Source organism: Pseudoflavonifractor sp. An184 (assembly GCF_002160305.1).
GTDB classification, from domain to species: domain Bacteria; phylum Bacillota; class Clostridia; order Oscillospirales; family Oscillospiraceae; genus Lawsonibacter; species Lawsonibacter pullicola.
Genome location: NZ_NFKI01000070.1, coordinates 1 through 15,082 on the forward strand (window position 1 = coordinate 1; position 15,082 = coordinate 15,082).

Consider the following 15,082-nt stretch of genomic DNA (forward strand, 5'->3'; position numbering starts at 1 on the left):
AGGAGAATGGCAACCTGAAGACCACGGAGCAGGGCATCCGCTTTACCGTGAATTCCTTCTCCCCCTTCACCCTCTTCTGGGAGGACGACAGCAACAACGGCGGCGGCGGCGGAAGCTCCGGCGGCGGCGGAGGCTCCAAGCCCGAGCTGAACAAGGAGGACCACATCGCCTACGTGTCCGGCTATCCCGACGGCACCGTGCAGCCGGAGGGCTATATCACCCGTGAGGAGGTCGCCACCATCTTCTTCCGTCTGCTGACGGACGAGTCCCGTGCCGACTTCATCACCGACTATAACCCCTACCCCGACGTGGCGTCCGACCGCTGGTCCTACTACGCCATTACCACCATGACCAACGGCAACCTGATGCTGGGCCGTACCGGCGGCGTGTTCGACCCCGGAGCCAACATCACCCGCGCCGAGTTCGCCGTGGTGGCGGCTCAGTTCTCCAACGCCCAGTACTCCGGTCCGGATAAGTTCACCGACATCTCCGACCACTGGGCCCGGGATTACATCAACCGCGCGGCCAACGAGGGCTGGATTGCCGGCTATCCTGACGGCACCTTCGGACCCGATCGCTTCATCACTCGCGCCGAGGTCATGGCCCTGGTGAACGAGGTGCTGGAGCGCGCTCCCGACGCCGACTACATGCTGGACAACATGACCGTGTGGCCGGACAACCCCAAGAGCGCCTGGTACTATGAGGACGTTCAGGAGGCCACCAACAGCCACTCCTACGTGTGGCGCAACACCCAGCACACCAGCGAGGATTGGGAGGACTTTATCTCCATGCGTACCTTCAACGAGCTGGTCCGCGACGCGTTCAACGCGGCGAACTGACGGAGAAAGCTCCCTTTAAGCAGACATCTTAGCTGAAATTCACCGGTCTCTGTTTTGAGACCGGTGAATTTTTTTGCGAGAAAACACATCTGCTCAGTATGTAATTCTGCGTTAAAACTGTGATTGAAATTTAGTAGGAATCCATCCTAAGGGTAGTGTCAAAGATTTTTCACAAAATGGTTTGTAGACTCTGGCATGAGAGAAGTCAGCCAGCAATGGAGGCGTCCTCAAGGGCAGCCTCCAGGTGCTTCATGTTCATGTACTTCTTGTTGCCCCACTGGGTGCCGGCCAGATGGCGCAGCCGGGGGCAGACCAGCATGAGAGCGGAGTTGCCGTCCGGGAAACTCCCCACCACGCGAGTGCGGCGGCGGATCTCCCGGTTAAATCTCTCAATGACATTGTTGGTGCGGATGCGAGTCCAATGTTCACCGGGAAAATCGCAGTAAGTCAGCGTCTCCTCAATACCATCCTCCACCTTCTTGGCCGCCTCTTTCAGCTTCATAGAGCGCAGTTGCTCCACCACGGCTTTGGCTTTTTTCAGGCGGCTTTCTTGCTTTCCTGGGCGTGGATCGCCTTGAGCATCTTTGCCACCAGCTTTACCTTGAAGCGAGGTGTTACAGAGAACACATTGCGGTACGCTGCCTCGAACCAGCTCTTTGAGATACCCCTTGATAACTTCCTCATTTAGCTGTACAATCCTCTTAGACATGGTTTGCTGTCTCCTTTCAGAATGGTGTGTCGCGACTTCATTCGACCAGAGATCTGTAAACCATGTCTCTTTTTATCTACTTTTCAATTTGCGAAACTTATTGTACCTATTACAATAAGTTTGGACAGGAACACCGGGCAGCCAGTCCGGTGTTCTTTCCGTCTCGTGCCTAAGCTACAATAAGAGGAACAACTGGCTGACCAATTGTACCTTGGGTTTACATACCCGCAGATAAGACAGCCGCCGCAAGTGAAAACCGCCGTAACTGCTTCATACTTATGGGGCGCGGCAACGGCGCAAAGCAGTTTTGTGCACACAAGGGTCATTAGCTTTTTCTCACTCTCGGCAAGGGACGAGAAGCCCGTTTTCGCAAACTCCGCTGTCGGCAAAATGGCGTGATGATCGGTTACTTTGCTGTTTTGTCGCAAATCTTCACAAGGTCGGCTTGCAGCTTCACGCCCTGCATAAAGGGGAGAACAGCACAAAGGCCGGTAATGAGTTCCTTTGTGCTGTCCTCCATATTGGAAGTAATGTATTTGCTGTCGGTGCGGGGATAGGTCAAAAGCCGTTTTCAATAAAGGGCTTGCGCATAGTCAAGGGTCTGTTTCGCCGTAAACTCATACGAACGATTTCCTGCGGCGCGATTTTGTGTTTCTGCGAACAACGCTTAACTCACAAAGCCGCTGCAATCAAAAGAGGTTTCCGGGGTGCTGCCGCCCCACACATAGGGAAAACCGACGTATTTATCCGTTTCTTCCATGAGCCGCGCAAACTGTTCATCGGAATTGAGCAGCGCGGCGGGTACTTCATAATCGGCGGGTGGGTTTTCATAGTATTTAGACACATAGCCGGATTGCGGGAACAAATCGGGTCTGTTTCCGAGGGACGACATATGTGCCGGGTAGGAAGCCATTTTCCTGTCCGGCGCTCTTTAATCCTCTCCGGACCTTTCTCTTGCGGGTCACAGCATGAGACATTTGCTTTGCCTCCTTTCGCTAATCGCAACGCAAGTATAGCTGGAAAATCTGGGGAAAGCTATTACCAACACCAAGAAAGAAAGGCGAACAAAGCAAGCGTAAGCACCAAATATCCGATCCCTATGAAAATGCAAAAAAGCCCCCCATGGCTACCACGGGAGGTGGTAGCCATGGGGGGCTTCATAGGGGAGAGCCAAGGAGTTCGAAACACTTTTGTGCATGAACTGACCTCTGTGCATCTCCCTGGAACGTCATTTTGGGGAAATAGGGGCGGATTTTTAGCTTTTCTACTTTTTTCTTTTGTTTGACCTGAATTTTCGGTTGAAATGCAGAAATACCGCACTTTTGTGCGGTATTTCTGCTGCGTATCTCTTTTGTCAACACATTTTGGCATACTACGACAATCTAGATATTTTCAAACGCTGAGATATAAATTCCAGGCCCGAGATGTCAGAAGTTATTAGGTTCTATTTATCGAAAAATGCTGTCTAAATTCCAATATAAGATAAAAATATTGGTTTTGAACGTTTTGAAAAACCAGGCTCGAATAAAGAAAACGCCAAAAGCGTTGCGACACAAGCGCTTTCGGGTAAAGCGCTCCCCGTTTTTCGATAAAATTGTTCGAAAAACGGGGAGCGTTCAATCCAAGAATTGTGGAAAACTGAGCCAGATTTTATAAAAAGGGTATAGCAACGCCGAAACTGAAGCCAATTTCAGAGACAAATGTGGAAACTATTTTGTTATCTGGACCTACGCCGTCATTTTCTCGGAAACACGGGTCTGGAGCCTGCTGTGTTTCCGCTTCATTCACAGCTTTTTCAGGTCAAAGGCCATGTCCAGGAGGAACAGCTCCGCGCGGATATTGGCCCGCCCGCGGGTGAGAAACCTGCGGAAACCAAAATCATTTTTCAGCAGGGCAAAGGCGCCCCACCTGGATGGAGCGGAAAAGGCACAGATGGATCCCCCTGGGAGATGCAATGCGCTGGGTGGTTTCCGCGCGTTTGTCTCAAAAAGTCCTTTGGAGACACAACTCTTTGGGCTGTTCCGGGTCCTTGGCCCGGCAACACTGGCTGCAGCAGGGACAACCGGTACAACTCTCACACCGGTACCAGGTGGTGCAGACAAACTGGCCGTCCCGTATTTCCGTACATTCCCGGCGGAGCGGGAGCTTTCTGCCCTAGGTACAGGTGAAGCAGTCTTCCTCCGGGTCGTAGGCTATATTCTCTATCCTGCCAATCTGTTTTTGGAACTTTTTATGTTTCTTCTGGTCGTAGTTTGTGGGCTTGATAAAGCAGGTCTGGCCGGTGGAATCCAGGTATCCTTCCTTCAACAGGTGGTTTTGATTCTCAATAGTTCCGACCGGCCTTTTGTGCGCTTCACTTTTCTACAGGTGGTAAGATCGGTATTTTTTCTTGTATAGGACTTTTATAGTAACCACCTCACAAATCGTACGCCTAATTTGTTTATAAAAATCTAAGATATCCGTAGTCTCAAAAGGAATTTTCTCTACCTTTTTCATTACAAGTGAAATTGCAATACTAAGCAGAGATATGAATACTGAGGAAACAAATGCTGATATCACTGATATCAACACCCTTACGAAAAAGGGAACTTTATTTATGTCCAGCTCAAATATACCGTACGCAAGCATATCTAATGGAGTTTCCGAAATGGTAAGAATGGTAATAAGCATAAACGTGAATAGCAGGCTGAATATTTTCGAACGGTAACGCAATCGACGTCGCCTATCCCAACTTTTTTGGAAGTGTTTCGTTTGTTCCTCATAAGTAAACTCTGGAATTTTATTGGGCTGTTGAGGGTTTTGCCCATTTACCAGGCTCAATGCCAGGTTCCAATCGGGCGTGTGAAGGATCCCTTCGTTGCTTTCAGGCAAGTCAATTGCTCTATAATCCCAAATATTTCGATAACGTACAGAGCAATACTTCATAAGTGAGTTTGTGTCTGGAGCCAGAAAGCATTCCTTGTGTATATCCCAATATTCATTGAGGCGCTTTGCAAAATCCTTTATGAAGTTCTCATTCTGAAACAACTTAGAGGCGTTTACATATTTTATAATTTTTTTAGCAGCTGAAGATGAGATTCTTGCATAATTTTGATCCTCTTTTGTCTTTTTTATTGTGTCAATCTCATCAGGTGTAAATAATGCACGGCTGATATTATCGTTCAAATAAGCCAGTTCTTGCCCAGAGATTTGTTCATCAATTCCTTTTAATTTGCTTTCTTTAAAGTGCTTCAGCACATTTAAAACGCTTTCCTCTACCGCATAGTAATAGCACAAGTCCACCAAGGCGTTGGCCATTTTTAGGCAATTGACATCCGGTCGAGTATGACTTTCTATATATACGTCCCGAATTTCAATGAGGGCGTCAATCCAATCGCTACGGTTGTCCTGATGCTTGAGTTTAGTTTTTTTCTCGTCTTCCTCAGACGTATCACGAAGATGTTGAAGCTGCTTGCGCGCGTCTAAAATCAAATTGCGACGTGCAGGATCAATCTCCATTGCACCCCAATTAATGTTTGTATTATAAAGGATCACATTTATTAAAGACAGATAATCATAACGTATTTCATTTATTTCTTTCTTCTGGTGAATCACGGGGCCGGCAGAACTTAACTGCACCATAATAGACAAGAATTCCCCAATATCTCTCATCCGTCTGGAATAATCTGTGTTCACTTCTTTTTCTAAGGCTTTAAGCTCTTCAAGTGACAAACCTGAAGAAGAAACCTCACGTTTCATTTTCTCTATTTCCGAGTTGAGAATCCAAAGTTCCTCTTTAGATGGATTTTCTTTTGGGCTGAACATCGCCGTGTTTGACGAGGAAATCGCCTGTTTGATTAGTTGTAATAGGGCTGTTTCATCCTTTTGCACCGGCAGCCAGGAGAACAGGAACTTTCCATTGCCCTCTGATGCTTTTGAGGCTGCGTTTATAATATAGTCGGCCATCGTATACTTTGAGCCAAATGCATTGACCTGTAACCATCCTAGGCGAAATAGTTCCAACACCGCATCCTTCGAATGCTCATTGAGCAGCATACTCATAATGGTATATGAATCGGTAACCTGATTAAACGGCAAAACGACAATGTGGCCATACTGAACAATTTCTGTGAAAATTGCCCATTGCCCCAGCTCTACTTCTTTGATCGAACGCCTAGTAGAATCTGTTTCCTGGAGGAGGACAAAATGATTATATTGATGTTCCATAAGCAAGTCACTCCCTCTGTGTCTCACCTAATCGTGAAAACTACATAACAATGATGTGCGCTATCGTAAATAGCGCTTCCAGCAAATGCTGCATAAGTGCACATGGTTTCTTTGTCCAGCACGGGGGATATGTTTAAAGGGACCTGATATCTCGGGGGTTTACCCTTTATCTCTCTTGTTGTCTCATTGAACGCACCGCTGCTTCAATCGCATCTGGAACCGTCACTTGACTCCACTCATTCCAGAACTTGACTGTAGCGCTATTGGGCTTTTGTCTTGGCGCTTCAATGAGGATACGGCTTGGAAGCAACGAAGCATCTCCTACAGCTATGGCCTCACCAATATCCAGTACAGGGAGCAGATCCGCGAAATTTCCAATGCTATCGGGCAGCAATTTTTTAATGACTAACTGGTCATCAGCATTTGTCAAACGCATTGCGATAAAGTTACTGCTCTGGCTTAACACTGTTCGATTCACTTCGGAGGGCCTTTGGCTGACAATGACAAGGCCGATTCCATATTTGCGTCCCTCTTTCGCAATGCGCTCAAAACTCTGTAGGCTGGAAAGTTCTACGCCCTTCTGTGCATTGGCCGGAATATACAGATGTGCCTCATCGCAAAAAATTGCCAGTGGACTGATTTTGCTCCGCTCCATCCACTGTTGGACGGAGAAAATGATGCGTGCCAAAAGGGAAACAATAAGTGGTAGAATATCAGAGGGAACTTCAGAAAAATCGATAATCTTTACCCCGCCTCCTTGGCTGGCCGGAGCCATTAGATGTTTGCATAGAACATCCATATAATCAAACTCCAGTAACATGTCGTCCTTTGCAAACATGAAGTTCAATCGTTTATCGTTTACTTTTGCCTCCAACCGTTGAATAAAACGGGATAACTTTCCGTAAAAATCCCCTTGTTTTTCTCTGCTGTTTGCGCCCGTTACCATTTCTCTATTTTTATAGTCCAGCAATTCCAAAATCTGATCCATTTTGTAGGGCACTGGGCTATCTAAAGTGATTGCCTCGCTTAGATCTGGATGGCCTGACGCATCGAGCAGAGAGCGTTTCCCCTCCATAACAGCTTGACTGAATACCATCGCCTGATTCGGTGCGTTGGAATCTGACCGATCCAGCATTAAGGACAGCATCTCCTCATAGGTCAGCAGCCAATAGGGAAGAAACATAACGCCATCCATCGGCCGATCAGTTGGACCAGCGATCTTATAATGCTGGATATGTTCTCCGGAAATTGGGGCATATTCACCATGAATGTCGAACAGAATAGCGTTACATGAAGGTAATTCCGCTATCTTTTCAATTAAGGCTGCCACTGTGTAAGATTTCCCTGAGCCTGTACTCCCTACAATAACGGCATGCCGCTGAAATAACTTATTGCCATCCAGAAAAGCCAAAGCACCGTCGTTCATCGTGTATCGGCCGATGCAAAGCGGGTGCTCCATACCAGAATCTGTACCAGAAATTACCCCCATAAAAGAAGCGAGGACTTCGTCTGTCATAAGAAAGCACTGGGAGTCAATCTCTGGAACCGATTCCAGGGTACGCTTAAATACGTTCTTCCGCGTTCCCTCCCGATCCAATAGTGTCCCGATCAATGTAATCTTCACGATATCCGCAGAGAAATCGGTATCGCTCTCATTGTCAACATCCTCTATAAACTTTCGCACGATTTTGCTGACCATTCCTATCAAAGCTTGTCCTGTTTTAGAGGAGCGGATCACGACCAAATGGTTCACCTGCAGCTGAGAGAGCTGTGTGGAATCTTCTACACACACAACGACATTGGAGGTATCCACACTCTGGACCATCCCCAGTGGATGCATATCATCAAAATGAAAAATTCCCATCTCCCCACACCCCTTCAGTCAATTAAGGACATGAACCCATCAATTGTCCAAAATGTACCGTCCAAAATTTCTATGTGATTGTCAATGCAAACAGCAGTTTTATCTGGAATTTCATCTTGCTGGATCGTTATGTAATGTTGTGCATTATTGACCAATAGATGGGCAGCAGAATCTGATACTTTTTGCGTGATCGAGACAATCGGAATTCCTGCCCGAATACGCGTGATGATCCCCTCTTGTATCTGTGAGTCATTGAATCCATAGCCAATACAGAGAAACGACCGTGCCCGTTTGATTCGCTCATCTGCAGCCAATAACAATTCGCGGTGAGTACCGTGTAAAATAGCGGCATATTTAGAAGATCCAGGCGTAATAATTTCCGGAATTAATCCCGTCGGCAAATTTGACAACATGGGCGCAGAGACTATACCTCCATGCACATCACGAAAGACATCTAGCGAACCGTGCACTTTCAGAAGATTCACAGAATTCTTATCAGCAAAACTTCCGGAAAAGTGCTTTAGGTAGTATCCGTCAAATCCAACAGTGCAAGGGATTTCCGCCAAATCACAGGCATACTCAATCAGACGATCATAATTTGTTGTAATAATATCAATGCGCCTAGGATGTGCCTGATAGAACTTTTTCAGAAGCCGGGTCAAGGGCAGCATTTTGGGGCTAAACAGAAGCTGTTCATATACTGCTAAGTCCCTGGAAGATATCAAATTCCAGGTTTCACACCTAATATCCGCCAACACCTCGCGCGTAAGCTCTATACCTGTAAGAGCCGTTTCCAGATCATCATCATTTGCTATATTTGCTTCAAAGTTGTCCCAGCAGGGAGTGCCGCGATAACAAGCGCTGAGTTGGTGAACCAAATGTTTCCCCAAATCGTGCATACTCGGCAGCCCGTGCGGAGCAGATGCGCCGCTTCCAACCATGATTAAGGGCGTTTCTGTAACTGCGCTTTGAATGGTTTTCAAAATAGTGTCTAAATCCATATTCCAGACCTCTTCTTTCTGTTAAAACAAGTATGCTGCGTTTGATGGTAAAATAAAAAAGGTGAAATAACAATTGACACTGAACCCTCTCGGTGCTATGCACTTCCCAATATGTGCTAGCTAGAAGGAAATATGAAGCCTGTTAAAAAGCGTAGACTTACACCAGGTTTCGTGACAGTTTCCTTTTCAATTCTGAATAGAGCGCAGTAATATCCCGCTCATAGTATGCCCGTACATCATAGGACGTGACGGAAACAGAGGAATTCGCATGAGCCAATCCATCCTCATGAGCCCGCTCTAGTTCGGCCAGGTCATGCTCTAAGAATGCTTTCCAAAGCCGGCTGCGGGTGTCGGCTAATTGAGGGGTTTTAGCTTTGTCAATCATTTTTTGGAATGCAATTTTGGCTGTTGCTTGGCTCCCCTTGACTCCATATTCAATCATACCGTCCATGTAGTCATACCAGGAAACCTGCAAGAACTCAATTTCCTTTAAAAAGAGTCGGATTAACTGTAAATTTTCCTTAGTAGGAATGGATGAACGGGGACCTACTTCAACAATTGCACCACCGGAAAAGTCGCTGTATAAGTTCTGAATATCAACATACTCCAGTGGAACTCCCCCTAACGCCGCCAGATTGATTTCTATCTTATGATCAGCTAAGAGATAGAGCAATTGACGCAACGGGTAAATCCGCGTTATCCAGGTTTCGCCTTTCTTGCGCTCCTCAAACAAAGCGCTGTAATAGAACCAAAAAGCATGTACGAACCAATCGTCTCCTATATTACTACTCAGAAAATCTTGAAATTCATTCCTGGCGCCTAATTTTGGATGCGGAGAAGCCAGGAGCAGCCCCATCAGCGAACAGGAAAAGCGATAGGGCGGGACTGCCTCGTTCCCTACGGCACACCGATAGAGTAGGGTCAGCGCTTCCGTGAGGTACTTCGGATCATCTCTTGTTTGGAAAATATGAAAATCCACCATTGCCTGATTGTGATAGATGGCGCTGAACATGGGATTTTTGCTTTCTTGTTTGCACTGATTGAGATATTTCGCGGCAGCGATCATGCGGTTTGCCCCATTATAGTTTTCCTGTTCCCGATATAATTCACAAACTTTCATTAAAATTTCTGTCAAATCCTGCTTTAGCAGGTCTCCCAAAGTCAGAATCGGACGAGCAGCCTGACAAAAACCGGATTGTTGGGCCATCCTGCTTTCTTTAAAGGCATATTCAGATAAGGGGCGCAAAATCTCGAGCGCATCCTCTTTGATACGCTTCTCCTGTTCTTTTGTACATGAGATGCCCACCAAATGTAGCATATCCGCTAATTGATAGGGAACTGTATACCATAAAATCCATCCAGGGAAAATCTCCCTGCTGGTCAAGGTTTTTAATTCCGAATGGACCAGAAACGTTTGGAGAAACTTTTCAGGGAACTCCACAGCTTCATATACCAGCTTCAAAATATATTTTCCATATGTGTTGATTTGCAAAGAACGGATATTTAACTCTGAATCCCAGCATCTGGAATTCGGGACTTCACGCATGTAATACATTCTCTGCACAAAGTACTCTGCCACTAGGAAATCCCGGTAATCTTGGTGTTGGAACACATAGCTATCCTTTTCAAAATGAAAAAGCACATGCTGTTGTTTGAGATAGTTGATAATTTTATCGGAATGTTGTGGATAAAAACGAATCTCATCCAATATTTTTTTATATCCATCCGTGGGAATCAACGGAATATTCCGTAAAATGCGTTGATAGCCGCGGCCCTGTGCTGGATTTGAACTGGCTAGAAACGAAATCAATGGCGTCCATTCTGTAATAATATCGATGCAGGAGCTCCTCACGATTTCAGTGGTCAACCGGTTATTGGTCCATTCCTGATACGCTAAAATAGGAAGGAGAAATTCTAAAATGTAGGCAAAGTAATATGTACGTTCATCTGCCTGAATGTTGCACAGCATCTGTTCCGCTAAAGCAGAATACATTTCTTTCAATACCTGATACTGCGTCGTAGGAGCATGTCCTTTCTCTATGCAAGACTGAATATGCTGACGATACATAGGCCGTTCTATGAGTTTTTTTACCTGATCTGTAATTGGAACCGTTATGTTGATGGGTTCTTGGAGTCCGCATAATTGGGCCTGTTGAAAATAGTCGGGCAAACTATTCAATTGTGCTGTTCTCTCCGCATCGGATTCCGTTCGTGAAGTCACAATAACATGCACTTTAGGATATTGCGTTTTGTCTGAAATAGCTGCAATTTCAGCTAAAACTTGCTGAAACAATGTCCGAGGTTCGATTTGACGGGATTGCATTTCGCTCAAACCGTCTAACAACAGAAGAACTGGTTTTTCATTTCCGTTGATAGGGCGACGGAAAAATTCTCGCCAGTATCCACACGTGCTTTCCGAGCAATTTTCCGCACGATTCGCAATATGCTGCAGAAGTGGGCTATTGTCGGAACTCAACGGTCTGCTGTCCACGTCTGGAATGCAGGAATACCGTGAGATCAGAGTATCTAGTGATAATAAAAACGAACCAGCATATGGGCAAGATGACTCATCTGATCTTATTTTTTCATATAAATACGCCAAAAATGCTGTTTTTCCCATCCCACCCGGTCCGGTTAAGAACATCGGATGCTGTGCCAAGAGGCTCTTCAGATTTTCCCACCAAACTGATTCATCAGAGCCAGAGGACGGTTGTGCATCCATACTCGTTCCATCGGGAAATAATATTTTTTGTGCCCAATAATTCTTTTTTACATGCTGCCTGACAAGGTGTTCATCCGCACCAATACATGATTCAGCTATCAATGCGTTAAACATAGAAATTCTCCCTCTCTCTCTTTGACAAAGATTTTTCTCATTTTACCATATAAAGGATAAGTAGTCGAGAGATGTCGACGGATAAAATTTCCAAAATCTGCTTAAGGCGTTTTAATAAAACGTCTGCGCTAACTTTCTGACGTTGACGTAAAACCGACTCTGCGGTATGATGACTGAGGGTGATTATAGTATGAGTTTAAACAGTGATATGATTGATTTCGAATATTTAGAGCATTTTTTAGAGAGTCTTTCCCAGAAGGATGCTCCAAACGCGAGTTTCGCCTCTCTATAGAGGAAAGAGAGTATCTTCAAAAGAAATATCCAACGGCCATTTTTGAACCGCTTGGATCAAGCGATTCGCTTAAAGCGTGGCATTTGGTGACGTTTGTCTATTGATCGTGAATTCAATCTGTTCGACTGCGAGAGGCGTTTGTTCACTTTCAAATGCTCGGAAACAGTTATGGACGCTCTTTTCTCCAATCTAGCGACGGTAATGCTTTTGTTTTCACGGTATATTCCATATTCGACGGGTTCGCAGCTATAAATGATTCTATCATTTCCAGATGGAGAGATAAAAAACCGGCCCGCACTCCTGGCATTCAAGGCGGTGCAGGCCGGTTTTTCTTTCCTTAACAGACTTTTCTTTCCCATCTGTGGCGGCTATCTTTAGAACAAGAAGGGGCACCTGCCAACGGCTGGTGTCTGTCTTTGGTCCCCCCTTCTTCACGATTCAGAATCGCTTCTTACCTCTCCAGAATCGCCCCATGTGAATGGGTAGTGTCAACATTTGGGCCTGCTGACAAAGTCCCCCAAAACTCCAACTTTATAGTATAATTAAAATGAGGAGGGATGGAGGATGATGGGACGGCAGAGCAGACAGATAAGTATGTTGGTTCTGGAGATAGAGGAACTGATTCCCGCAAATCATTTGCTCCGGCCAATCAATCAGCTGGTTTCATTTGATTCTATCTATGATCTTGTAGCCCCGTATTATCCTGCGAATGGCCGTCCATCTGTCGATCCTGTCAGTATGTTTAAAGTGCTGCTAGGAGTATTGGACAGTCCAAGAAAAATGTTCAATACTCCTACCCTTGTCCAATTTTATTGTTGGCCGGAAGGTAAAAATTTTTCTGCCTCTCCTGGATGAAAAGTTTGTCTTTCCTCTTTCTTCAAATTCTTACGAGCTTTTTTAAAAGATTTATCATCTGTTCCGGGATACTTTTCATTAATATCAGTAACCATCTCTATGAGTGCATCACGTTTACTGCAAATTTCCTCATCAGACAGTGCTACAAAATCGGCTATAAGAGACTTGTAGCATTCTCGGACACGCCAAAGAGCATCTGCCGCATCCTTGTGCTTTTTTGCCTCGCTGTCAAGGTTAAAATCCTTTGTGTAAAGGGTTATTCCAAGAGTAAGTGCGGATCCCAAACCACCAATCCAAGCTAATGTTACCTGTTCTTGGATTACGGTTGCTAAGAATCCGACCGTTGATATTGCGGTTAATACTATCTCAGTTATTTTGAGCAAGCGATGTTTTTTCAAAAGGCGGTTTGCAATAATATGGTGTTGGGTATATGTATATTCGATCCGGCCATGAGCATCGATAAGTTGATTCTTTAAGTTTACTTTGTAACTGTCGATTCCCATATTGACTCCTTATGCAATTACTCTCAGAACTTTACCAAGAATTTCCCAATCGTCTGTGTTAACGCTCTGCTTGCTCCCAGGGGCCTAGTAGATTTACGGTGCATCGACCATAGCTATCAGTTCGTGCATTGTAAAAATTTAAAAGTGTCTGTTCATACGAAATGGGAGAATCGATGTGGGGTTCGCCATCCCGAGTAAAATGCCAACCGCCTATTGCATTATAACAAAAGGTATCGATAAGGATTCCTAACAGATGGTAGCTGGAAAAAACGTATCTCTTACAAAACGAATATGCTTACAGGTATCAAACAACAGTCCATTGGTTGAAGAATACCCATTTTTTCTTTCATTGAATCTTGCTCAGCTTTTGGATTTGTGGTCATCCAATTTCCACCCATATGAGAATCAGGATACCTATACATAGTTGTTCCCCATAAGTTTCGGAGTATAAAAGCAGGTAAAACTTCAAATTTCATGTTGTCCGAGAATCTTACTACAACAACCTGCCCATCTCCTCTAATGTCTGTTGCTGGATATGTATTCAAAATTGCGTTTTTTACAGCTTGCAGCAATCGAGATGGACCATTTCCATAAGAATTAGCAAAGTAACTATACTCACTATCAGGTAGCTCTATCAAGACATCAAGGTCACTGGTGTCAATGGCTGTCCCACGGCCATATGAACCAACATAAAAACTGTGAGTGGTGTCACTATCCTATTCCAAAAAACACGATTCACTGCCCTGGTAATACGTGTATATCGATCAGAAATTAGTGAACGGGTGTTGCCATCAATAATGTGCTGACCTTTAAAAATATTTGATCCCATATAATTGTCCTTTTCTTATTATCCTATTTTTCTCAAGATAGAGATGTTAGATATTGTTACTTGAGATATTTCTGACTTGTTTTTGTAGATTTTACAGACTTACACTAAGTTGACCAAGGTGCGAGCAATCCTTGGCACCCTGCCAGTACATTCTGCCAGGTAGTTTCAAAATTGCCGGTGTACTAAGGATCCGCTACTTCCTGGTCTAGTTGCCCCGCATATTCCATCAGAAGGTGCATCTTCCCATCGAAATCTCCGCCGCAGATACGGCACATATCGTGGAGATTCTCTTGATCCATCCCAATCAGCAAATCGTATTTGTCGTAGTCGCCGTTCTGCAGTCTCCGAGCTGTTTTGCATGAGCAATCGATTCCGTGCTCGCTCAGGAGCTGACGAATTGGTAAATCGACTGGGCGTCCAATTTCCTCTGGGCTGGTAGCTGCCGAATCGATTTGAATCTGTTTCTCCAGTCCAGCTTTTTGCACCAAGTTCCTCATTACATACTCGGCTAGAGGACTTCGACAAGTATTTCGGTGACTGATAAAAAGAATTTTTGTCATTCTTTGGATGCTCCAATAACATGATCTTTTCTTTAGTATAGCAGGAATTTGATACCTCGTCGAGCCCGGAATTTAACCAGACCTCGTCCTGGATTTTCTTAAGTAGCTCTGTTTTTGTCCAATTATACTCCACAACAGCAGCGATGTACCAAATCCGTTCTTCTGTAGTCTTACAGGTCTCTAAGATGACCATATTCTGCGTCCAATTAATTTTCATAGCTTGCTGTAACAGTTCTGGATCACTTTTGTAAGTGCGATAGATCTCCCGCATCCTGCGCAGGTTCCTTGGGGAGAAACCCGTAGTATGGGGATATTTTACTTGTAAATACTCCGATGCGGCCACAGCCGCCCCCTTCTCCGCTCTGGCACAGACAACTTGTCCGATCTCAAAGTACAGCTCCACCTGCGGCAGATCTGTTGCCATGAGTTGATCCAGTGTCTCATACATGGCGCCGTAGTCTACGGGTTTTCGGATGTTCGTAACCGTAAAATCTCCCGGCGTATAAAAAGGCCGCCATCTCAGTACCCAGGCATTGAGATGGCGGTCGGCATTTTCATTATTATTTTGGAATTTTACATTCCTGCGGA

Annotated in this window: 8 protein-coding genes and 5 pseudogenes; 2 read left to right on the plus strand and 11 right to left on the minus strand. The window is 45.1% G+C overall.

Annotated features, from left to right (window positions below; genetic code table 11):
• The coding region (locus B5F19_RS15010) for an S-layer homology domain-containing protein (RefSeq protein ID WP_140394255.1) at window positions 1-839 on the plus strand (839 nt) is incomplete at its 5' end.
• 205 nt (window positions 840-1,044) lie between these two features.
• Here B5F19_RS15010 and B5F19_RS15015 read toward each other — a convergent pair.
• From B5F19_RS15015 to B5F19_RS15045, 8 genes and pseudogenes are all read right to left on the minus strand, one after another.
• Window positions 1,045-1,475, minus strand: a pseudogene (locus B5F19_RS15015) (transposase); the annotation flags it as partial.
• 312 nt (window positions 1,476-1,787) lie between these two features.
• Window positions 1,788-2,179 (minus strand): annotated as a pseudogene (locus B5F19_RS15020) (DNA topoisomerase); the annotation flags it as partial.
• A 39-nt stretch (window positions 2,180-2,218) separates the two neighbouring features.
• Window positions 2,219-2,464, minus strand: a pseudogene (locus B5F19_RS18285) (peptidase M23); the annotation flags it as partial.
• A 1,238-nt stretch (window positions 2,465-3,702) separates the two neighbouring features.
• Entirely contained in the window at window positions 3,703-3,855 is a 153-nt protein-coding gene (locus B5F19_RS17570; protein WP_162612594.1) for a hypothetical protein, read from the minus strand.
• A 54-nt stretch (window positions 3,856-3,909) separates the two neighbouring features.
• Window positions 3,910-5,754 (minus strand): hypothetical protein, encoded by a 1,845-nt coding sequence (locus B5F19_RS15030; protein WP_087291984.1) that lies wholly within the window; start codon window positions 5,752-5,754, stop codon window positions 3,910-3,912.
• Window positions 5,755-5,920: 166 nt separating this feature from the next.
• Window positions 5,921-7,618, minus strand: coding sequence for an ATP-binding protein (locus B5F19_RS15035; protein ID WP_087291987.1), 1,698 nt, complete (start codon window positions 7,616-7,618; stop codon window positions 5,921-5,923).
• Window positions 7,619-7,632: 14 nt separating this feature from the next.
• Window positions 7,633-8,619, minus strand: coding sequence for an SIR2 family protein (locus B5F19_RS15040; RefSeq protein ID WP_087291990.1), 987 nt, complete (start codon window positions 8,617-8,619; stop codon window positions 7,633-7,635).
• A gap of 157 nt (window positions 8,620-8,776) precedes the next feature.
• Window positions 8,777-11,455, minus strand: a complete 2,679-nt coding sequence (locus B5F19_RS15045) for an NACHT domain-containing protein (protein ID WP_087291993.1) — start codon at window positions 11,453-11,455, stop codon at window positions 8,777-8,779.
• An 856-nt stretch (window positions 11,456-12,311) separates the two neighbouring features.
• Between B5F19_RS15045 and B5F19_RS17275 the strand changes: the two genes are divergently transcribed.
• Window positions 12,312-12,602: a transposase gene (locus B5F19_RS17275; RefSeq protein ID WP_140394256.1), complete on the plus strand. Its 291-nt coding sequence runs from the start codon at window positions 12,312-12,314 to the stop codon at window positions 12,600-12,602.
• Here the strand turns inward: B5F19_RS17275 and B5F19_RS15050 are convergent.
• The 3 genes and pseudogenes from B5F19_RS15050 to B5F19_RS15065 form a co-directional block, all read right to left on the minus strand.
• Window positions 12,557-13,105 (minus strand): SLATT domain-containing protein, encoded by a 549-nt coding sequence (locus B5F19_RS15050; protein WP_087291996.1) that lies wholly within the window; start codon window positions 13,103-13,105, stop codon window positions 12,557-12,559. The two genes, B5F19_RS17275 and B5F19_RS15050, sit on opposite strands and share 46 nt — an antisense overlap.
• Window positions 13,106-14,038: 933 nt before the next feature.
• Window positions 14,039-14,494: pseudogene (locus B5F19_RS15060) on the minus strand (low molecular weight protein-tyrosine-phosphatase).
• Window positions 14,495-14,633: 139 nt separating this feature from the next.
• A pseudogene (locus B5F19_RS15065) lies at window positions 14,634-14,942 on the minus strand (DUF1016 N-terminal domain-containing protein); the annotation flags it as partial.
• Window positions 14,943-15,082: the final 140 nt, after the last annotated feature.

Excerpts from the sequence above, each read along its gene's own strand:
- B5F19_RS15045 (WP_087291993.1), bottom strand. The coding sequence starts at position 11,455 with ATGTTTAACGCATTGATAGCTGAATCATGTATTGGTGCGGATGAACAC.
- B5F19_RS15035 (WP_087291987.1), bottom strand. The coding sequence starts at position 7,618 with ATGGGAATTTTTCATTTTGATGATATGCATCCACTGGGGATGGTCCAG.
- B5F19_RS15050 (WP_087291996.1), bottom strand. The coding sequence starts at position 13,105 with ATGGGAATCGACAGTTACAAAGTAAACTTAAAGAATCAACTTATCGAT.
- B5F19_RS15030 (WP_087291984.1), bottom strand. The coding sequence starts at position 5,754 with ATGGAACATCAATATAATCATTTTGTCCTCCTCCAGGAAACAGATTCT.
- B5F19_RS15040 (WP_087291990.1), bottom strand. The coding sequence starts at position 8,619 with ATGGATTTAGACACTATTTTGAAAACCATTCAAAGCGCAGTTACAGAA.
- B5F19_RS17275 (WP_140394256.1), top strand. The coding sequence starts at position 12,312 with ATGATGGGACGGCAGAGCAGACAGATAAGTATGTTGGTTCTGGAGATA.